Origin of the sequence: Shewanella electrodiphila, assembly GCF_023283985.1 — a bacterium.
GTDB lineage: Bacteria > Pseudomonadota > Gammaproteobacteria > Enterobacterales > Shewanellaceae > Shewanella > Shewanella electrodiphila.
The window spans coordinates 333,876-354,518 of record NZ_JAKIKU010000001.1 but is presented as its reverse complement, the minus strand read 5'-3'; the positions used below and the strand labels follow the sequence as shown (position 1 = coordinate 354,518).

Annotated in this window: 20 protein-coding genes; 3 read left to right on the top strand and 17 right to left on the bottom strand. The window is 40.0% G+C overall.

All coding sequences use genetic code 11. The features are described from left to right. Positions 1 to 56: 56 nt before the first annotated feature. From lepA to rpoE, 5 genes are all read right to left on the bottom strand, one after another. The gene (lepA, locus tag L2737_RS01595) at positions 57 to 1,847 is read right to left on the bottom strand and encodes a translation elongation factor 4 (RefSeq protein ID WP_102529695.1); all 1,791 of its coding nucleotides are present in this window, start codon (positions 1,845 to 1,847) and stop codon (positions 57 to 59) included. A gap of 163 nt (positions 1,848 to 2,010) precedes the next feature. Then, entirely contained in the window at positions 2,011 to 2,478 is a 468-nt protein-coding gene (locus tag L2737_RS01590; RefSeq protein ID WP_248954814.1) for a SoxR reducing system RseC family protein, read from the bottom strand. A gap of 72 nt (positions 2,479 to 2,550) precedes the next feature. Further along, on the bottom strand, positions 2,551 to 3,507 hold the full coding sequence (locus L2737_RS01585; protein ID WP_248954525.1) for a MucB/RseB C-terminal domain-containing protein: 957 nt from the start codon (positions 3,505 to 3,507) through the stop codon (positions 2,551 to 2,553). 12 nt (positions 3,508 to 3,519) lie between these two features. Continuing rightward, positions 3,520 to 4,134 carry a sigma-E factor negative regulatory protein gene (locus tag L2737_RS01580; protein ID WP_102529697.1) on the bottom strand — a complete coding sequence of 205 codons (615 nt, stop codon included), beginning with the start codon at positions 4,132 to 4,134 and terminating at the stop codon, positions 3,520 to 3,522. 25 nt (positions 4,135 to 4,159) lie between these two features. Next, entirely contained in the window at positions 4,160 to 4,738 is a 579-nt protein-coding gene (rpoE, locus tag L2737_RS01575; protein WP_102529698.1) for an RNA polymerase sigma factor RpoE, read from the bottom strand. A gap of 224 nt (positions 4,739 to 4,962) precedes the next feature. Here rpoE and nadB point away from each other — a divergent pair, with 224 nt between their 5' ends. Continuing rightward, entirely contained in the window at positions 4,963 to 6,576 is a 1,614-nt protein-coding gene (gene nadB / locus L2737_RS01570; RefSeq protein WP_102529699.1) for an L-aspartate oxidase, read from the top strand. 73 nt (positions 6,577 to 6,649) lie between these two features. On the opposite strand, the gene L2737_RS01565 is transcribed toward nadB, so the two are convergent. The 9 genes from L2737_RS01565 to rppH all read right to left on the bottom strand — a co-directional run bounded on the left by L2737_RS01565 (position 6,650) and on the right by rppH (position 15,172). Continuing rightward, complete coding sequence (locus tag L2737_RS01565; protein WP_248954524.1) at positions 6,650 to 7,075, bottom strand: protein YgfX; 426 nt, start codon at positions 7,073 to 7,075, stop codon at positions 6,650 to 6,652. A gap of 76 nt (positions 7,076 to 7,151) precedes the next feature. After that, on the bottom strand, positions 7,152 to 7,400 hold the full coding sequence (locus L2737_RS01560) for an FAD assembly factor SdhE (RefSeq protein WP_102529701.1): 249 nt from the start codon (positions 7,398 to 7,400) through the stop codon (positions 7,152 to 7,154). Positions 7,401 to 7,431: 31 nt separating this feature from the next. Next, positions 7,432 to 8,364 carry a transcriptional activator NhaR gene (nhaR, locus tag L2737_RS01555; RefSeq protein ID WP_102529702.1) on the bottom strand — a complete coding sequence of 311 codons (933 nt, stop codon included), beginning with the start codon at positions 8,362 to 8,364 and terminating at the stop codon, positions 7,432 to 7,434. Between the two features lie 27 nt (positions 8,365 to 8,391). Further along, positions 8,392 to 8,733, bottom strand: a complete 342-nt coding sequence (locus tag L2737_RS01550; RefSeq protein ID WP_371997779.1) for a hypothetical protein — start codon at positions 8,731 to 8,733, stop codon at positions 8,392 to 8,394. Between the two features lie 62 nt (positions 8,734 to 8,795). Next, positions 8,796 to 9,968, bottom strand: a complete 1,173-nt coding sequence (gene nhaA, locus L2737_RS01545; protein WP_248954523.1) for a Na+/H+ antiporter NhaA — start codon at positions 9,966 to 9,968, stop codon at positions 8,796 to 8,798. A gap of 642 nt (positions 9,969 to 10,610) precedes the next feature. Beyond that, positions 10,611 to 11,462, bottom strand: coding sequence for a thymidylate synthase (locus L2737_RS01540; protein WP_248954522.1), 852 nt, complete (start codon positions 11,460 to 11,462; stop codon positions 10,611 to 10,613). 97 nt (positions 11,463 to 11,559) lie between these two features. Beyond that, the gene (locus L2737_RS01535; protein WP_102529706.1) at positions 11,560 to 12,363 is read right to left on the bottom strand and encodes a sulfite exporter TauE/SafE family protein; all 804 of its coding nucleotides are present in this window, start codon (positions 12,361 to 12,363) and stop codon (positions 11,560 to 11,562) included. A 30-nt stretch (positions 12,364 to 12,393) separates the two neighbouring features. After that, the gene (gene ptsP / locus L2737_RS01530; RefSeq protein ID WP_248954521.1) at positions 12,394 to 14,628 is read right to left on the bottom strand and encodes a phosphoenolpyruvate--protein phosphotransferase; all 2,235 of its coding nucleotides are present in this window, start codon (positions 14,626 to 14,628) and stop codon (positions 12,394 to 12,396) included. 25 nt (positions 14,629 to 14,653) lie between these two features. Next, the gene (gene rppH / locus L2737_RS01525; RefSeq protein WP_102529708.1) at positions 14,654 to 15,172 is read right to left on the bottom strand and encodes an RNA pyrophosphohydrolase; all 519 of its coding nucleotides are present in this window, start codon (positions 15,170 to 15,172) and stop codon (positions 14,654 to 14,656) included. Between the two features lie 727 nt (positions 15,173 to 15,899). On the opposite strand from rppH, the gene mutH reads away from it, so the two are divergent. After that, entirely contained in the window at positions 15,900 to 16,568 is a 669-nt protein-coding gene (gene mutH / locus L2737_RS01520) for a DNA mismatch repair endonuclease MutH (RefSeq protein ID WP_248954520.1), read from the top strand. Between the two features lie 120 nt (positions 16,569 to 16,688). Then, positions 16,689 to 17,774, top strand: coding sequence for an adenylate/guanylate cyclase domain-containing protein (locus tag L2737_RS01515; RefSeq protein WP_102529710.1), 1,086 nt, complete (start codon positions 16,689 to 16,691; stop codon positions 17,772 to 17,774). A 126-nt stretch (positions 17,775 to 17,900) separates the two neighbouring features. Here the strand turns inward: L2737_RS01515 and oxyR are convergent, their stop codons facing one another. The 3 genes from oxyR to mnmL form a co-directional block, all read right to left on the bottom strand. Beyond that, positions 17,901 to 18,815: a hydrogen peroxide-inducible genes transcriptional activator OxyR gene (oxyR, locus tag L2737_RS01510; RefSeq protein ID WP_102529711.1), complete on the bottom strand. Its 915-nt coding sequence runs from the start codon at positions 18,813 to 18,815 to the stop codon at positions 17,901 to 17,903. 154 nt (positions 18,816 to 18,969) lie between these two features. Beyond that, positions 18,970 to 19,335 (bottom strand): Hpt domain-containing protein, encoded by a 366-nt coding sequence (locus L2737_RS01505; RefSeq protein WP_102529712.1) that lies wholly within the window; start codon positions 19,333 to 19,335, stop codon positions 18,970 to 18,972. A gap of 179 nt (positions 19,336 to 19,514) precedes the next feature. Continuing rightward, complete coding sequence (gene mnmL / locus L2737_RS01500; RefSeq protein WP_248954519.1) at positions 19,515 to 20,450, bottom strand: tRNA modification radical SAM protein MnmL/YtqA; 936 nt, start codon at positions 20,448 to 20,450, stop codon at positions 19,515 to 19,517. Positions 20,451 to 20,643: the final 193 nt, after the last annotated feature.

Here is a 20,643-nt window from a genome sequence, read left to right as displayed (position 1 = left end):
TGCGGCGTTATCTTCACTCTTAATAAAAGCCTTAATCAGGCATATTAATTAAGAGGTTAATCATTAAGCTTCAATACTGCTAAAAACGCTTCTTGTGGTACTTCAACATTACCAACTTGCTTCATGCGCTTTTTACCGTCTTTCTGCTTCTGCAGTAGTTTCTTCTTACGAGAAACATCGCCACCATAACATTTCGCCGTTACGTCTTTACGCATCGCTTTAATGTTTGAACGGGCAATAATCTGACTACCAACAGCCGCTTGAATCGCAATATCAAACATCTGTCTTGGGATAAGTTCTTTCATCTTATCAACAAGTGCTAGACCACGATGACGAATGTTTGAACGGTGAATAACCATTGCTAATGCATCGACGCGATCGCCATTAATCATGATATCTAAGCGCACCATGTCAGCTGGCTCGAAACGAATAAAGTTATATTCGAGTGAAGCGTAACCACGGCTGGTTGATTTTAGGCGGTCGAAGAAATCCATAACCACTTCTGCCATAGGCAGTTCGTAAGTCACAGATACTTGATTACCGTGATAAACCATATTGGTTTGAACACCACGCTTTTCAACACATAAAGTAATCACATTACCTAAGTATTCTTTTGGCACCAACATATTCGCTTCAACGATAGGTTCGCGAATTTCTTCAATATTATTAATTGCCGGTAAATCTGATGGATTATCAACATACAGCACTTCGCCACGAGTCATTTCAACTTCGTAAACTACTGTTGGTGCTGTGGTAATCAAATCAAGATTATATTCACGCTCTAAACGCTCTTGAATGATCTCCATGTGCAATAAACCAAGGTAACCAATACGGAAACCAAAACCTAATGCTGAAGAAGATTCAGGTTCGAAGAATAATGACGCATCATTCAAACTTAGTTTATTCAAGGCATCACGGAAGCTTTCAAACTCATCGGTTGAAATTGGGAATACACCCGCGTAAACCTGTGGAGTGACCTTTTTAAAACCAGGAAGTGGCTCCTCTGCGCCATTTTTGGCGTGAGTTAACGTATCACCAACCGGTGCACCATGAATCTCTTTAATACCAGAGATAACAAAGCCAACTTCACCTGCTTTTAATTCAGGTGTATCAGTTTGTTTAGGTGTAAAGATACCTACGCGATCAGCATTATAATTCTGACCTGTCGACATCACTTTAAATTTGTCACCTTTCTTCAGTACACCATGTTTAATACGTACTAAAGAAACTACACCTAAATAGCTGTCAAACCATGAATCAATAATCAAAGCTTGCAGCGGCGCATCAATATCGCCTTCAGGTGGTGGAATGTCAGAAACAATCGTTTCTAAAACATCTTTGATACCAATACCCGTTTTCGCCGAACAACGAACCGCGTCCATGGCATCAATACCAACAATGTCTTCGATTTCAGCAGCAACGCGATCAGGATCAGCTTGTGGTAAATCAATCTTGTTTAAGATTGGTACCACATCCAGGTCCATTTCAAGGGCGGTATAACAGTTAGCCAGTGTTTGTGCTTCAACGCCTTGACCAGCATCAACAACTAACAATGCACCTTCACAAGCGGCTAATGAACGTGATACCTCATATGAGAAATCAACATGGCCCGGAGTATCAATGAAGTTCAATTGATAGGTTTCGCCATCATCAGCTTTATAATCGAGCGTAACGCTCTGTGCTTTAATGGTAATACCGCGCTCACGCTCGATATCCATAGAATCAAGTACTTGAGCGGCCATTTCACGGTCTGATAAACCACCACAAAATTGGATAAGGCGATCTGACAATGTTGATTTGCCGTGATCGATATGAGCAATAACTGAGAAGTTTCTAATGTGTTTCATTTGGATGAAATGACTACTACTAAAATGATGGAAATAATGGTGCCAAATTGTACCTGAATAAGGGGTTAATACCAATCAGAATCAATAGGCCAACAGAAATCAGTGTAAAAATAGACAGTTTAAGCGGCAAACTTTAATGTTTTTACAAAGAATTTAGACATTTTTAACCGCGATGTAAACTCACTGCTTGCCCTAAATAAGCGGTTATTACTGGAGTAGAAGACTTTTCTAATTTTGCTGTTTGCTGTTTGCCAGCAAACCAAGCACTCACTCCGCCCAATGCAGCGAACAACATTGAACTATAATCAGCATTAACATTGAGTGAATCACCAAGCCACAAACCCATTGCCGCGCCCACGAACAAACCGAACAACGGCACAATATAAACAAGCATAGCCGCTTTAATAATAACGCTCTCCGGTAAAGCTAATTTGAGTAAATCACCCACTTCGCAAGGTTTTTCGCTCATCAATGAAAACCGCTGCCGTTTGACTGAAAACGCTTTTGCTACCGTCGAAGTACCGCAGTTCTCACTGCTAGAACAATGATTACAAGCACTTTTCAATTCAATTTCTACGGTTACCCAACCATCAGGATCATAAGCTGTGACAGTTGCCACCTCTTCCAGCATCGATTTTGACAATGCGGGTTGCGGCGGCGTTGAAGGAGTTTGAGTTGAAGGCGTATCTGACATGCTAGATAGTTACTTCAAAATGAGACTTTTAGCAATACGATTTAGAGTTTCTGCTGGCACTTTACCAACAGCGACGACTTCAACGTTCCCCACTTGCTCAACGACCATAGATAGGCCATTGCGGGTAATAAGTTCATCTGGCATTGGGCTGTCACCCATGCGCGCAACATAAACCGAAATATTCACTAAACCGTCGCTTAAAGCAATATATTCAACTGATTCATCACTGCCAATTAAACGATGGTGATCTTTTACCACCATATGAAAACCTGCAGGTAACCAACTGAACTCCCAGTTCTGGCCTTTAATGCGCTCAGCAGGATTCATTACTGGCGGTAAACCTTGTTTTTCCGCTTCGATTAAAATTTTCGCAGGCTCGTTAAGTTCAAGTAACTCAATGACCATCATTTGTTCGATCAATTGTTTTTCTTGATTCACCATGTCATATCGAAGTGGTAAACGTGTGTCCATATCAATCCACACTTGCGACATAAAGCGATTATCATCTACAGGAATAATACGGATCATCTGACCTGGACGGCCAGCGATTCTGCTGCGACCACCTAAGACAAACTGATAACCTTGCTCTAAAGAGCTAACATCAGTTGCAAAAATAGTTGGCCAAACACCTTGAATGCGAGGAGCGTTTATACTGTAAGCGGGTTGGTCGTGCTCAATAAAAGTGACAGTATCAGCAACTCTTACTGCATTTTTAGGTGGACCATTGAGGTATTCTAAAAAGGCAACTTCTTTATCATTCACCGTACCATGAAGATAAACTAATGGACGAATATGGTCTGCTTGAAGCTGAATAATAGAGGATTTGTACTGTTTGGTTTGTAGCGCTTGGCTCATACTTTCAAGCCAAGCTTTTGCAGACATTTCTTCTTCAGCAATACTTTCAGTATTGCTATTGGCAAATGTAGGAAATGCCAATACAACAAGGGCTAACAGGATTAGACGCAAGCTAACTCCAAATTATTTATTAACGTTTTGTTCAATAGCGTCATTGTGCTGCACAACGACACCTGAATTCAACCTTTGTTGTAGCATATGGTCTTGAATATAAGAATTAATTCTACGACGTTGCTCAACAACATTGTCATTACTAACGCTAGATTGATTCTGCACTGCGCCAGTTTGTAAACTCACAGGAGAAGCGGTACCCACTAATGGACGCGTGTTTAACACAGGTAATGGTGAATCAGCGTTTTGGTCTTGACCGTAATTTTGTACACCGACAATAGCAACCATAGCGACAGTAGCAGCAATTGCATATTGGCCAAATTGCTTAAAGAAAGGCACAACATTGTCTTTCTTAGTCTCAGTCGTAGCCACTTTGGCATCATGAGTTGACGTAGTTTCAGTTTGAGGCGCGATAATCGCAGGTTCTAACTCAATTGCTGCTGCAATGTTTGCAGTAAGATCTAAATCAATTGTCTGCGGTAACTCACCACGCATAGCATCACCAATCATATGATAGTTTTGCCACTGTTTGTGTGAGTTTTCGTCTGCTGACAGTTCCGCTAATGTTTTAGCATCTACTTCGCCGTCAACTGCTGATGAAACCCATTCTTGACCTGATTTAAGCATTTTTCACCTGTGTCAATAAAGACTATTACTGTTCCAGCAAAGGCTGGAGTTTTTTATCGATTGATTCCCTGGCTCGGAAGATTCTTGATCTTACCGTTCCAACAGGACAATCCATGATATTGGCAATATCTTCGTAACTCATACCATCAAGTTCACGAAGTGATATTGCAATCTTCAATTCTTCTGGCAACGTTTCTAAGGTTTCAAAAATCACCTTATTAATTTCATCCGACAAAACTAAACGTTCTGGAGATGCAAATTCTTTTAACGCATCACTGCCTTCGTAGTATTCAGCTTCTTCTGCATCAACACTGTTAGCCGGTGTTTTTCTGCTCTGAGAAACCAAATGGTTTTTTGCAGTGTTTACTGCAATTCGGTACAACCAAGTGTAAAACGCACTTTCACCACGAAAATTAGGTAATGCACGATAAGCTTTAATAAAGGCTTCTTGTGCCACATCGGCGATGTCAGCTTGATTTCGAATATAACGTGATATCAAGCTCATTACTTTATTTTGGTACTTCTGAACTAACAGATTAAATGCGTTTTTGTCACCGCGTTGTACACGCTCAACTAACTGTTGATCACTTATTTGTCCACTCATCCGAGCCGACTACTCCTAAATCTATAATACTGATTTCTCAGTCGCTCGAATCATATTCACAATAAAGTAGACTCGCATGCTTTGAAAAAGTTCGATATTGAATGAAAAAAATTTAATTTTTTATAAAAAATGGTTAAATATCGCTTAATAGTAATGTCTCAGTACCCAATAAAGCGGTTTTGTTTTACCATTATAGAACCATATTAAGTCACCCATGATACCTTATGAAACAAGCAGTTGAACACCAATCTGATATTTTGGTTATAGGTAGTGGCGCAGCCGGGTTAACGCTGGCACTCCATCTAGCTGAAAAGTCTAAAGTTATTCTTCTTTCTAAAGGGCCGTTAGCTGAAGGCTCAACCTACTATGCCCAAGGCGGAATCGCTTCTGTATTTGATGAATCGGATACAATTGAGTCCCATGTAAGCGACACCTTGATTGCTGGTGCGGGCCTTTGTGACAAAGAAGTGGTGACTTATACTGCCGAAAATGCCAAAGCTTCAATGAAATGGCTAATTCAATGTGGTGTCGCTTTTGATAAGGAAGAAACTCCTGACGGCGATCAAAGCACAGCGCCTTATCATCTTACGCGCGAAGGCGGACATAGCCATCGTCGAATTTTGCATTCTGCTGATGCCACAGGCAAAGCGGTGCAAACGACTTTACAAGATCAAGCATTAGCGCATCCAAACATCCAAGTCTTAGAGCGTTATAATGCAATTGACCTTATTACGACTCGTAAATTAAACCGACCGGGTAACCGCGTTGTCGGTGCCTACGTTTGGAATCGAGACGCTGAGCATGTAGAAACTGTCACAGCAAAGTTTGTTGCAATCGCTACAGGCGGTAGTTCAAAAGTTTATCAGTATACTTCTAACCCTGATATTGCCAGCGGCGATGGTATTGCTATGGCTTGGCGCGCGGGTTGTCGTGTTGCTAATATGGAATTTAATCAATTTCATCCAACCTGTTTATACCATGCTGATGCGCGTAATTACTTATTAACTGAAGCATTACGCGGCGAAGGAGCATACCTTAAACGTCCCGATGGTAGTCGGTTTATGCCAGAGTTTGACGAGAGAGCCGAGCTTGCGCCTCGTGATATCGTCGCACGGGCCATCGATTATGAAATGAAGCGCTTAGGTGCTGACTGTTTATATCTTGATATCAGCCATAAACCTGCAGATTTCGTGATAAAGCACTTCCCTACTATTCATAAACGCTGTTTAGAATTTGGCATAGATATCACTACAGACCCAATTCCAGTGGTGCCTGCTGCGCATTATACTTGTGGTGGGATCATGACTGACTTACATGGTCAAACTGACATTAATGGCTTATACGCCATTGGCGAGGTGGCTTATACAGGTCTTCATGGTGCAAACCGTCTAGCAAGTAATTCATTATTGGAATGCCTCGTCTTTGCACGCGCGGCTGCACATGACATAGAAAGCTTATTAACAAAAATCCCAACGCCTGGCCCTGTCCCTCATTGGGATGAAAGTAAAGTGAGCAACTCAGATGAAGAAGTCGTCATTGCCCATAACTGGCACGAACTGAGATTATTCATGTGGGATTATGTCGGTATTGTAAGAACCGACAAACGCTTAGAGCGTGCTTTACGTCGCTGCGCTATGTTGCAACAAGAGATCCAAGAGTATTACAGCAACTTCCGAGTCAGTAATAACTTACTGGAATTAAGGAACTTGGTTCAAGTGGCTGAATTAATTATTCGCTGCGCAATGGAGCGAAAGGAAAGTCGAGGGTTGCACTATAATGCTGATTATCCGGAACAATTAGAAAACCCACAGCCGACCATCTTACAACCTGAAAGATAACGAATGATAAAGACGATTGAGATAGCTCCTGAGAAATGTCAGGAGCTATAATTTGATCATTGCGCTAGCAATATTAATTGTCTTGATTTCGTTTAAGTTTGTTTAATTGCCGACAAAGTTGTCGGTAATCTTTATCCGTGAGCATGTCGCTCCACACTATCAACAATTGCCTTTTCTTCTTTTTTGAACTTGATGATTCAAACTCAATAAATATCACACAAGCAAACACTGTCGCGATAGCTGAGCGCCAAACGACAAAAGCATTATGATCAAGTGTTCCATCTCCCGTTTCAGAAAGGTATAAATCACAACGTTGCCGCCTAAGCTGGTTTATATTCCAAATGAAGAAGGCTGTGGCCGCTAACAAGGTTAAACCACGCAATATACTCAAACCAACAAAGTGGCTTACAGGCCACAACAGAAAACTGGTTAAGCAAACACAAATGAGGACAATATGAGAGAGGAACTGGTTAAAAGAGGCGCTTAAAGTTACATGCACAGGTTAAGCGCCATTTCTTACTTGATACAGCATTAATAAGATAGGCAAAATAGAGATTCTATTTTTATTGACACAGTTAAGGCTGAGGACGGCCACGTACTGTAATTACCATTTCAGCCATCGCGTTATTAGGGCACACTTCATGGCCCATAAACCATGCAAATAGCTCTGGGTCTTCACAAGCGAGTAGATCAATAAAGGTTTGTTTATCAATATCAGAAAGCGCTTCGTAATGTGCATCTACAAAAGGCTGAAACAGGACATCTAACTCGAGCATCCCTCTACGACATGCCCAGCGAACTCTAGCAATATTCATTAATTCCAACGCACTTCTCCTAACATCTTCTGAGGATATTTTATCTTTGATGTGAACTACGGTGTTCAACATCTTGTACCTGTGGATCAACACCTGCGAACAAATCAGTAAAATCAGTTTCTAATAACCGCTTAACTGCCGGGTGTTGGATCATCCGTTCGGCAAACATAACGTGATATTCTTCTTTAATATCGTCTGTTTCACCAATTAAAACCATACCTTGTGAGAGTATATCATGACGATAAATTGATGGAGCAACAAATATACCACGCTTAAACAGTCCAAACGCTTTCATCATCGCTGCATCGTCAAACTCACCTAATATGCTTACATCGAGATTTTTTTCAGCAAACCATCTATGTAGCTGCTGCCCAAGAGATGTCCGCTTACCTGGGATTAATAGCTTTTCTTGTTCTAAGCATGCAGGGAAATCTAATGAGGGTTTTGAAGCAGCAAAAAAACTAATACCACACTCACCGAGCTTCTTAGATAAAATCTCAGGATATTTAAGTGATTCACCTGCTGAGTCAGACAAAATCATATCTAATTTGTGTTCACGTAAGCGCTGAATCAAGTTTTCATGGGTAGATTCATAACAACTCAAATGCATCGAGCCATCATTAGGGATCACTGTTAACAGCACACGGCTAGCTAAAGCTTTAGACAAAGCTGCAGCAAACCCAACTTCAAATAATATTGATTCATCTTTATGATAAGCCAATAAATCTAGCATCTCATAGCTGAGGCTAAACATTTTATCAGCATAGCGAAAAATTAATTCGCCTAATTCGGTGGGTTCTAATGAACGGCCTACGCGATTGAATAAACTGCCATTTAGGCGTTCTTCTAAAGCGCGAATTTGACCTGTAATCGTTTGCGGAGCGAGACATAAAGCTTCGGCGGCCTTAGCCACCGAACCTTTTTTTCTAACCATCCAAAAATAATATAGATGGTTATAATTTAAATGTTGCATGCATATAAACCAGCTAAGAAAGATGGTTTATTTTAATCGCTGACAGTCCAACAAGCTATCAATTAATATCGACAACTCGCTTAAGTTGTTAACGTTTTTAGCAGCAGTTTGTTCCTGAATAGCTAAAACGATATCATCTTTATGCGGTTTTCTGTCAGCACAAAAACTGCGGTTAGCCTCTTGATAACGCTTACCAGCTCGATACTTAAGTGCACGAGACTCATATCCATCATCAGCTTCTAAACGACTACCTGACGCATCAGTGTGATACATCAAAGCACCATCAACAACGCCATCTAAATAGCTTTTACATTCGTTTGATTCAACGCTTGTTTGACATACGTTAAACGAAGTAGCTTGGGCTGGCATGGTAACCACGCCCATTGCTAGAGCTAACATCAACAGTTTTATTTTCATTATTTGCACCAGCCCTATTTTGCTTTAGCTTTAGGAAGCACTTTATCAAGCCATACATAACCAATAACAGCAGCTAGCATAGATCCCATTAGAATACCTAAACGGGCAAAGTCACCTAAATGCTCAGGGGCTGATTCGAATGCAAGTGAAGAAATAAACACTGACATTGTGAAACCAATACCACACATGATAGAGACTGGAATAATTTGATTCCAAGTAATACCAGGTGGTAGTTCAGCCCACTTTAGTTTTACAGCAGTATAACTGAACAATAATACACCTACTGGCTTACCAAGCAGCAGACCTAGGATAATACCGATAGTTACAGGCTCAGCCAATGAAGTGATGCTCATTCCTGATAGCGATAATCCAGCATTAGCAAATGCGAACACAGGTAAAATGAAGAATGTGCTCCATGGGTGTAAGCTATGCTCTAAGTGTTCAGATGGTGAAGACCCATCTTTAGCACGTAAAGGAATACAGAAAGCAATAATCACACCTGCTAATGTCGCATGCACACCAGATTTAAGAACAGCAACCCATAGAATCACACCTAATAAACCGTATGGGATTAATGAACTAACGCCCTTACGATTCAATGCAACCATCAATGAAATTGAAATTGCTGCAACGATTAAGCTCGTCATTGATAAATCAGCACTGTAGAACAGAGCGATAATCACGATCACACCTAAATCATCCATAATAGCTAACGCTAATAAGAACACTTTCAGTGCAACAGGAACACGGCTGCCTAATAAAGCCATAATACCTAGAGCAAATGCAATATCAGGCGCAGCAGGAATTGCCCAACCAACTTGCGTCACAGGATCTGAATAGTTGAATGCCAGATAGAATAAAGCAGGGAATACCATGCCGCCGATAGCAGCAAAAGTAGGTAAAGATGCTTTGGCAACACTTGAAAGTGCACCTTCTAATAGTTCACGCTTTACTTCTAAACCAATAAGTAAGAAGAATAGAGCCATTAGTCCGTCGTTAATCCATAATAATAATGGCTTATCAATATCTAATGAACCCACACGCACTTGGACTTCTGTATCAAGGAAACCACTGTATAAACCCGCTAATGGCGAATTTGCCATTATCATAGCCAGTGCTACAGAGATCATTAAAATGATACCCCCTGCAGATTCTTGACTTAAGAAATTCTTAATTGCACGTTCCATATATAACTCCATAAAAAACAATTATTATCAGTCTATCGGATTTTTTCAAACAATCATAATCGTTAGTTTCGCTCTTATAGCTCGGCTTTTCCGATGTGTTAATCAACTTTTACAGCACCAAGTCACAACATGAAAGCCAATTGAGACTCAGATCTACGTTTGAGCGGAAGTTTGCACACAAAACAGAAATAAGCGCATATTTATTTAACTGAGCAATAATCGTGCGCTTGACGAAATTAAATACAATTAACTGAATTAGTAACTAATAAAATAACAATACGCTAGTTTAGTTTTTACACAAGAATATTAGACTAGTGCAATATAGCTTGTGGTTTTAGCCACATTTAATACTAACTAAAACTGATTGCATAACTATTAAAATATTTTAAGAAAACGATCATCTTTTAGCTGAGAGCTAAGGCTTGTTATTTTTCACTTAGGTTACTTTGTTGGGAAAAGCCATCTTTCACGCGATACATTTAAGCATCAAATGTAGATGACTTATTTTTTGTTGACATAGAAGCACAAGTTAAGTGCTACTTGGTCAGTATTAGCACTAATGATTTTAAATGAATGAACCCATTTAAAATGAGTTCATCAGTCTTAGATATTTAATTTTTGGCTATGGAAGCATTTCGCAAACTATACTGAGAAGGGATATTTTATCGCTTCATGGTGTTGATAGCCCACCACTTCAAAATCATCCATTGTTACCCAAGTTTCAAGATCTTTCAGGGTTTTAATCTTAGGATTAATCTTAAGTTGTGGTGACGGGAAAGGTTCACGCGTCAATTGCTCATTTTTCATTAAGTCTAATTGGTCTTCATAGATATGAGCATTGATAATTTTGTGATAAGCCATTCCAGGCTTATTGCCAGTAATCTGCGCCATCAACGCAAGGAAGGTATAAACTTGAATTTGATTAAAGTTGAGTCCAAGCGGCACATCACAAGAACGCTGGTAGCTGGTTAAATAAAGCGTGTCGCCTAATAATGAAAAGGTGTGAGTGTGCATGCATGGACGCAAACAGCCCATATCAAATTCACCAGGGTTATAGAATGTGATAATTTCACCACGGTCATCCACACCTTTAGATAAGTTATCAACGATTTTAGCTAGTTGATCAATAGTACCACCAGAGGTTTTCTGCCAGCGACGGCCTTGAACGCCATACACACGACCCATATCGTCTTCCCCTTTACGATGTGGGTTAGCTAGCCAACTCTGATTATCATTCGAATTCATGTCCCAAGTTTTGGTTCCTAAAGCACGAAAATCAGCGGCACTATCATAACCTCTGATATAGCCAATTAGCTCTGCAATTGCAGACTTCCAATAACTTTTTCGAGTTGTAATAATAGGAAATTGGTTATTCTTGACGTCATATTGCAAATCAGCATTAATCACGGTTAAACAGCGCTTTCCTGTTCGTTCGTTTTCAATCCAATGACCGTTATCGACGATGTTCTGACAAAGATCTAAATACTGACGCATTCTTCATTCCTATTATTATAAGGTTCAACCCACCAACAAATGTCAAAAGTGAAGTTCACATAGGGACTGTCGGCAAAAAACAATGATACCAATAAATCTACACCGATAAAGCCATTTTTATTCCAACAATCATCAAAAGCCCGGCAAAAACTCGCTTTAAAATTGGTGTAGGCCAAGTACTTGCAGCTTTAACACCCAATGGCGCGATTAACATTGAACTGATGATAATCCCTGCCAATGCGGGAAGATAAATAAAGCCAAATGTCCCTTCAGGCAAATCAGTAACCTTCATACCGGCGATGATATAGCCTGTTGTACCTGATATTGCAATCAAACAACCTGTCACAGATGAAAATCCAACCGCTTGCCGCATTTGCAAACCACAAAAAGTTAAAAAAGGTACCAGTAAAACACCGCCACCAATCCCCATTAATCCAGCAATAATGGCTATTAATGTGGAAACTAAAAATAGCACCACAAACTTCGGTGTTTGTTTATTCGCTTTAGGTTTAAAGGGAAATGCCATTTGTATTGCCATTAACACTACAAACACGGCAAAAGCACGTTGCAGATCATCAGAAGCAATTTGTTCAGAGATAAAACCTGAAGCTAGTGCGCCAATTAATATACCTGGCAACATAGGTTTAAACAGCGTCCAAGGCACATTGCCTCTTTTATTATGCGCAACAGCAGAAGAAAGCGAGGTTAAAATGATCGAAGCGAGTGAAGTCGCAATAGCTACATGGGTGAGTTGGCTTGATTCAACACCGACCCATGGCAAGAGATATATAAGTGCAGGGACAATAATTAAGCCGCCACCGATCCCCAGTAATCCAGCCATAAAACCTACGAAGCCGCCAAGTACTAGGCATATAGAAAAAACCAATAAAATATTGTCCACAGTAAAACCTTATCCGTGTAAAAGCAGAACTTAATGCAAGATTGATATTAAATCGTGTTCATTAAGGTATTCGTTGAGTAAGAGGCGTACCTGCTCTCCATTAGATAAAGTCAGTGCTTTATCTAATAAAAGTTCAAGAGACTGCTTATCAATTCGTCTTAGTAAGTAGTTGATCCTTGCGATACTGCCTTGGTTCATACTCAACTTTTGGTATCCCATTGCAACTAAAAGCAAAGCGCCCATAGGCTCTCCAGCTAACTCGCCACAAATACTGGCATCTAATTGATAGCGATTACAATCGGTAATCGTCCATTTTAACGCTCTTAATACCCCAGGATGAAAACTATCAAACAAAGGGCTAACACTGGGATTATTTCTATCTACTGCAAGTAAATATTGGGTTAAATCATTACTGCCCACAGACACAAAATCAACACGCTTGGCTACATCTTCTAATTGGAATAATAACGAAGGGACTTCTAACATGACGCCGATTTTAGGCTTAGGAATACTTCTATCTAATTCTTCAGTAATCTCACTAAAAGCCTGCTCTAGATACAGTAAAGTACGATCAATTTCATCTAGATTACTGACCATTGGCAGTAAGATTTGCAACTGTGCAGAATCTGCATTAGCCGTTAGCATTGCGCGTAATTGCATTAAAAACAATTCTGGGTGATCTAAAGATAATCGAATGCCGCGCCAACCCAAAAATGGATTATCTTCGTTAATCGGGAAATAAGGTAACGGTTTATCGCCGCCAACATCAAGAGTACGCATGACGACAGGTCTATCGCGAGCAGCTGACAAAACCTGTTTATAGACATGCACCTGTTCTACTTCACTTGGAAAGCGCTGATGCAACATAAAAGGGATTTCAGTACGGTACAGCCCAATGCCATCAGCCCCTTCTGCCATATCAGTACTCAAGCCACTTAATAAACCTGCATTGAGATACAAATGTATACGATGACCATCGAGTGTTTGTGCTGGTAAAGATAACTCAGCAGAGAACTGACGTTGCTGCGCCTGGTTTTCTGAAATGAGCGTGTAATACTCGTGAAGCACTGCATCTGAAGGATCAACTAACAGCTGGCCACTGTTGGCATTTAAAACGAGTTTTTTATCATCAATGTTAGCAGCTAGTACTTGATCAGCACCCACAATTGCGGGAACACCCAAAGCGCGAGCAAGAATTGCTGCATGGGCGTTCACGCCGCCAAGTTCGGTCACAATACCTGCGAGTTTTCCACGCGGAAACTCAGCCAATAACGTGGCATCGACTTCTTTAGCGACTAAAATAACGGGTTTTGCAGGGGCTAGGTCTAATTTATCAGGCTCAATAAGTTGGCGAAGTACCTTTTGACCTAATTCACGGATATCACTGGCTCTTTCCTTCAGGTAAGGATCTTCCATTGCCATGAATTGCTCAATATAACGCATTGATACACGGCTTACTGCAGACTCTGCTTGCCAGCCTTGTTCTACTTCACGTAAGTACTCGCCACCTAAACTTGCTTCATTGAGTAGTAGTTGCAAAGCAGAAAATATCGAAGCGATATCGTCTACTTTTTCGCGATCAAAACGTTGAGACAATGTGCTAATAATGTCACTACAGCGCTGCATCGCGGTCTTTAATCTTTGTAACTCTTTTTCAGTATCAGAAGATTTACGCTCATCTTGAACTAGTGAGATTTCGCCACCTAAAACAAACGCATCTGCGATTGCAATGCCCTTAGATGCGCTTGTGCCTTTAAACACAACTTGCTGCTGAACGTTACTGATAGCCGCTTTATTTTTTAAGCTGCGCACCACAACGGCGAGTTGCGCGGCAAGTGTCATTAAAAAAGCTTCTTCATTTTCACTAAATTGTCTTGGCTGTGGCTGTTGCACCACGATAACCCCGACGACTTGCTTTTGAAAAATGATCGGCACAGCAAGAAAAGCACGATACTCTTCTTCTTCAACTTCTGGGAAAAATTTAAAACGATGATGAGACTTTGCATCGGCAAGATTAACCGCTTCTTCCTTTTCAGCAGCTAAGCCAACTAATCCTTCAGATAAAGGCATTTTTACACTATTGATGGCTGCACTAGCAAGTCCGTCGGTTGCAGAAAGCACAAGATGTTGTTGCTCAAGAATATAGATTGAGCAGCATTGTGTTTGCATCGCTAACTTAGTTTGCGACACTAACACATTTAATGCTGATTCAAGGCTGCTGGCTCCTGCAACAGCTTGAGTGATATCCCTGAGCGTGTTTAACACTTTCCTTGCCCTCTTTAAACGCTAATTAGCTGCGATGTCGACCTCTTTTTCGGCTAGGCTCACGCCCTTGAAATGCCAATGTGGTGAAAGCAAACTCTTTCATTACTTTACGATAAACATCACGTTTGAAAGAAACTACTTGCCTTACAGGGTACCAATAACTCACCCAACGCCAGTCATCAAACTCAGGATGACCACATGAGTTGAGATTAATACTGTCATCGCTATCTTTGAGCTGTAATAAATACCACTTTTGTTTTTGGCCAATACACACAGGTTTGCTTTCCTGTCTGATCAATCTTTTTGGTAAACGATATCTTAACCATGAACGTGTTGACGTTAAAATTTGCACATTTTCAGGTTTGAGACCCACTTCTTCATACAACTCTCGATACATAGCTTCTTCTGGGCTTTCACCATCATCTACGCCACCTTGAGGAAATTGCCATGAATGTTGTCCAAACCGTCTGGCCCACATAACTTGACCATATTTGTTACAGATAATAATGCCCACATTTGCGCGAAAGCCGTCGCTATCAATCACATGGACTCCAATTACACTACAAATTAATGACTAGATTGTTTCACAAAGCTTGCCTACGGGCAAACAAGGATTTACACCTCGTCTTTGGATAAATCGCTCAGTTTTATTCTTTTATCAACAGATGAAGGCATGCTAACCCGACATTATCCACAAAATCTGTGGATATCTCTGTTCGAAACTCTGAAACAAGTGTAATTGAAGTAAATTAAGCGAGGAAAACAAATTAAAAAACCAAAGATAAACGCACAACTTAAACCTTTAATATCAGAAGCTTAAACAAGAAGGCATTAGTGAACTATAACTCTACAAAGCAAAGAGAACAATATTTAACCAGTTGACGTGTTTGCCATTTATAGTTTCCATAGCGTTTTAAGTTATACACAAAAAACAAGAACAATATTTTAAAAATAATAAAATAAAGCGATTTTCTGCCATTGACGAACAATTTTATATCCGCTAAGCATGCTTTTTATAAAGTTATTCATCAAATCTGTGGATAACTATGTGTGAAAGGTTAGTGCAAAACGAGAGTAACTTTAGCTTATGGTTAAAAAAACTAACCAATCTCAAAAAAAACTGTTAATTTTCATATTATTATTAAAATCGTTCTTAGTGAATAACTCTCACTAAACAGTGTGGGCGTTTTTTAACCACATACAAATGCTGCGAATAAATAGATAAACAAGTACACTTCATCATCCATTTTTTTCAATCTAAAAGACGCTTTATGATGAATAGCCAGCCCAATACCATTGAAGAGTTAATGCAAAGAGCAAACGATATGGCAGGGGTAACGTTAGGCGATGTTGCCATGGAGCATAACACCCCAGTACCCGCCAACCTTAAACGTGATAAGGGTTGGATTGGACAATTAATAGAAATGGAATTAGGCGCAACAGCGGGCTCTAAACCCCAGCAAGACTTTTTACACTTGGGTGTAGAGCTAAAAACCATTCCTATCGATCATAATGGACGCCCCATTGAAACAACTTACGTGACCGTAGCCCCACTAACGAATATCCAGGGTCTGACTTGGGAACAAAGTGTTGTTTGTCATAAGTTAAGCCAAGTATTGTGGATCCCTGTAGAAGGTGACAGAAGCATTCCTGTAGGGGAAAGAAGAATTGGTTCACCAGTATTATGGCGACCTAATGCGAATGAAGCACATGCGCTACAGCAAGACTGGGAAGAAATAATGGAATTGATTACCATGGGTAAAGTTGACAAGGTAACGGCTCGCCATGGAGAGGTATTACAATTACGCCCAAAAGCTGCCAATAGCAAAGCATTAACAGAATCAATTGCCGAAGATGGCACAGTAAAGCTCTCAAATCCTCGTGGCTTCTATTTAAAGATCAACTTCACCCACCAAATACTAACAAACGCCTTCAACTAAGATCACATAAAGCCAACATAAAAAAAGAAATCAAAACTAATTTAAATACCACTATGACAAGTATGGGAATTTTCTATAAACTAGCCTGTCTTCAAATATCAACGGATTAGATATAAACCAGTGAAAGCACGTCGACAGACGAGAAAACTACTATTTGCAATAGTTGCATGGTGTGCAGCCATGGGCGCATTTGTATTTTTTCGATATTCACAAGCTCCCGAACTGCCACAATGGGCCATAGGAAAATCAGATCTCGCGACTCTGGCTATTTTCATGGGCTTTGTTTTTGGTTGTTTACATTGGATGTCTAATCTCATTGCTGATTTCAGTGCAATCAGTCGCCTCCCCTATATTTTCTCTGTGATATTCAAAGGGTTATTTTTGTTGCTTGGTGCAATGACATTAGCTTATGTGACACAGTTTTTGAATATGTGGGCTATTGAGAACCATCTTGTCACTTTACGGCAAATGCTCACTGCGCACATTTTATACAGTCCCTCTTTTCAAGCCTTAGTCATCTACTTAGTGGCTGTTAGAGTAGGCCTAGCATTTGTTGAACAAATGGCGCTGTTAGTCGGCCCTCGCGTATTACTGAATATTGGTTTAGGTAAGTATCACCAACCCCGATACGAACATCGATTATTTCTCTTTGTCGATATGGTTTCATCTACGTCCCATGCAGAAACATTAGGCGATTATCGATTCAGTCGATTAATCCAAGATAGCTTTAGCATGTTAGCGGATACCGTAACCAATAATGATGCTGAGATATATCGCTATATGGGCGATGCAGTATTAATCCATTGGCCACTTGAAGAAGGCATTAAAGAAGATCGCTGTATGAACATTTATTATGAGTTCAGCCAGCAACTTAATTGGCACCGACCTTATTTTGAAGAGCATTACGGCTTTGTCCCTAAGTTCAAAGCTGCGGCCCATTGTGGACAAGTTGTTGCTGCCGTTGTGGGTGTACAAAAACAAGAAATTAGCTTCTTTAGTGACGTGCTTAACACACTTGCTAGACTGCAAGATCAGTGTAATCCGCTCGGTCAACGCATGTTGATTTCAGGTGAAGTTGCTCACCGACTTGCAAGGCATGATAGTCAATTTGATTTAGCCGATCTTGGTGCAATGAAACTCAAAGGCAAACAACACGAGATTGAAGTGTACGGTGTCACACCTAAAAAAGTCCCACCTCCAGCTTAATTCTATGTAAAGAGTTACTTAGCCTATGTAACTCCTCGAACTACCAACCATTTTTCATTTTCCACATAAAAAAAGCCTTGAAGCAATGCTTCAAGGCTTAATAATTTCTAGTCACAGAGATTTCAATTAATCATTCTTTTTATCACTTAACAGTGATTCTAGCATTAAGCCTAATGTTCTAAATGTACTGATGCGACTGGTTGTTTGACGCCATACCAAGCCAATATCACGGTAAGGTGCCTCACCCGGTGGGTTCATGATATTCAGTTCAGTATCATTCAAAATACCGGCATCAATCGCCATTTGCGGTAAAAATGTGGTGCCTAGTTTACTGTCGACCATCTGCACTAACGTGTGCAAGCTAGTTGCTGCAAATGGGTTGATTTTAGCACTATTACCTAACTGACAAGCCGTGATGGCATGGCCCGTAATGCAATGCTCACTTTGCAATAAGAAAATACTTTCGTCTGGCATTTTCTGGTAATCAATGGGAGTCATAATGCCATCAGAAAGCTCTTCATGTACCACCATTTTAAAGGGGTCTATCCCTACTTTCATGCTATGAAAACCAGTTGTATCAACAGGTAAAGCTAAAATAAGTAAGTCCAGCTCACCTTTACCCAATGAATCCAATAAGCTTTCAGTGGTGTCTTCTTTTAACAATAAGCTCAGTTGGGGGTAATCTTGCTGGCATTGCTTGACCACTCGACTCAGAAGAAATGGCGCAATCGTCGGAATACAACCTAGTCGGATCTCTCCCGTCATTGGCTCACCTTGATTTTTAACTAACTCAACAAGGTCATCGACATCAGTAAGTAGCTTACGTGCTCTTTCTACCACTTCCTCACCAATGGCAGTGAACATAAATGATTTATGATCCCGCTCTATCAGTTGATAACCCAATTGCTCTTCAAGATTTTGAATGCCACTTGATAAAGTCGATTGACTTACAAAACAAGACTTAGCAGCACGATTGAAGTTTTGTTCTTGATGCAAGTTAACCAGATAAAATAAGTTTTTAAGACTTGGCAGGTTTTTCATTTAATCGATTACCCTATTAAGATTTCATTTAAATAATGAATTAACTCACCTGAAATAACAATCTTCAGTACACGATCAACGACTCATAATGAACATTTACTAAAAAATGTCCAAAAAAAAGTCCCTTACGGGACTTTTAACTCAACAAAAACGATTAAGCTTTTGCTTCAAGAAATTCTTTTAATTGCTGTAGATCAGCACTTGCATGCTTAACAATCTCAGCTAACCAAGCGTTATGCTCAGTTTCCCAGCTTGATTCTTCACCGTGCTGTAAAAGTTGTGCAAATTGTTGAATACGCTTTAAACCTACTGAACCAGCAGCACCTTTAAATTTATGCGCTTCTGCGCACAAAGTATCTTTATCATTTACTTCATTGGCTTTTACTAAGCTGCCCACATACTCAGGCATTAATTGCTCAAATAATACGACGCTTTTTAATAAAGTACCTGCACCAATAGCACTACAATATTGCTCTAAAGTATTGAGATCCAAGATAGACTCTAGCTGAACTGTGGCCATTGTGGCACCTCTTTCAAATTCATAACTGTAAAATTGGAATTTATAATACTCGCAATAATTGCCTATGCAACAATTCCACGCTTTTCAAGTCTATTTTTAGATAAAAAACTACAAAAAATTAACAAATATTTAAAATCACCCCATATAAAACACTAAGAAATATGCAATACGGTTACTTTTTAAACTGTTACAGAGGGAACATAATGGCCTTGACCACCATTTTCAGCTAAATTTCTTACAATTGATACCAGGCCATCCCATCTAAATGCGCACCAATCAGGTGCCAGTAACATCGGTTTCTTAGCATAGGCGGTAACACGATGAAATATTATCTCTTTAGGGGTATTTCTTATCAGTTCACTGGCATAATGGGCGTAATCCTCTTGAGACAGTAACGCCATTCCTTTATGGCGCCACGTTTTGGCCATTACACTGCCTTCGACTATATGCAAGGGATGTAATTTGATGCCATCAACACCGGTACTGATAACCTGCTGTAAACTATTTAAATAATCTTGATAATCTTCGCTCGGTAACCCCAAAATTAAATGAGCGCATACTTTTATTCCTCTTTCTCGAGCCCGTTTCACAGTATCTTGATAAGCAGAAAAATCATGGCCACGATTTATCTTTTTCAATGTTTCATCATTAGCAGTCTGTAAACCTAACTCTAACCAAACCTCGATGCCTTTATTTTGATAACTCACGAGTAAATCAAGAATATCATCAGGTACGCAGTCAGGGCGTGTCCCAATATGAAGCCCCACGATGTCTGCATCTTTTATTGCTTCATCATATTTCTGCTTTAAAACCTGATATTCATCATAGGTACTTGTGTAAGCCTGAAAGTAAGCTATATATTTAGAGGTAGAAGCTGGGGCATTAGCAAGCACCGAACGTTGCTTACCTTGAGAAAGCTGATCTGAGATACTGGCTTCTGTTCCCTGCTCATAACTAAAAGATGAAACATTACAAAAAGTACAGCCACCTTTACCTAATGTACCATCCCGATTTGGACAGGTGAATTTAGCATCAATTGTAAGTTTTCTGATCCTGCCACCGTATTGCTTTTTGCACACAGCGCCGAATGTATTTACGTAATCATCTAAACCCACAATGTGTCCTCGAACTCAAAAAAGTGGCAGATAGTAATCGGCTTAGGAGATTAAAACTTGGTGCTATATCAATAAATGGTTAGATAAATTGATTAATTTATCCACAGGTAAAATTCTGGGTTACAAATTTAGATATCCCTGTGTCAATTTTATTATTCTCAAGTGAATTTATATTCAAATTGACCAAATAGTT

What these genes read in the sequence shown, in the direction of transcription:
- lepA (WP_102529695.1), bottom strand. Translation starts at nt 1,847, where the DNA reads ATGAAACACATTAGAAACTTCTCAGTTATTGCTCATATCGATCACGGC.
- L2737_RS01580 (WP_102529697.1), bottom strand. Translation starts at nt 4,134, where the DNA reads ATGCTTAAATCAGGTCAAGAATGGGTTTCATCAGCAGTTGACGGCGAA.
- L2737_RS01540 (WP_248954522.1), bottom strand. Translation starts at nt 11,462, where the DNA reads ATGCGTCAGTATTTAGATCTTTGTCAGAACATCGTCGATAACGGTCAT.
- nhaA (WP_248954523.1), bottom strand. Translation starts at nt 9,968, where the DNA reads ATGGAACGTGCAATTAAGAATTTCTTAAGTCAAGAATCTGCAGGGGGT.
- nhaR (WP_102529702.1), bottom strand. Translation starts at nt 8,364, where the DNA reads ATGCAACATTTAAATTATAACCATCTATATTATTTTTGGATGGTTAGA.
- L2737_RS01590 (WP_248954814.1), bottom strand. Translation starts at nt 2,478, where the DNA reads ATGCTGGAAGAGGTGGCAACTGTCACAGCTTATGATCCTGATGGTTGG.
- L2737_RS01550 (WP_371997779.1), bottom strand. Translation starts at nt 8,733, where the DNA reads ATGCCAGCCCAAGCTACTTCGTTTAACGTATGTCAAACAAGCGTTGAA.
- mutH (WP_248954520.1), top strand. Translation starts at nt 15,900, where the DNA reads ATGATGAATAGCCAGCCCAATACCATTGAAGAGTTAATGCAAAGAGCA.
- rpoE (WP_102529698.1), bottom strand. Translation starts at nt 4,738, where the DNA reads ATGAGTGGACAAATAAGTGATCAACAGTTAGTTGAGCGTGTACAACGC.
- nadB (WP_102529699.1), top strand. Translation starts at nt 4,963, where the DNA reads ATGAAACAAGCAGTTGAACACCAATCTGATATTTTGGTTATAGGTAGT.
- L2737_RS01505 (WP_102529712.1), bottom strand. Translation starts at nt 19,335, where the DNA reads ATGGCCACAGTTCAGCTAGAGTCTATCTTGGATCTCAATACTTTAGAG.
- oxyR (WP_102529711.1), bottom strand. Translation starts at nt 18,815, where the DNA reads ATGAAAAACCTGCCAAGTCTTAAAAACTTATTTTATCTGGTTAACTTG.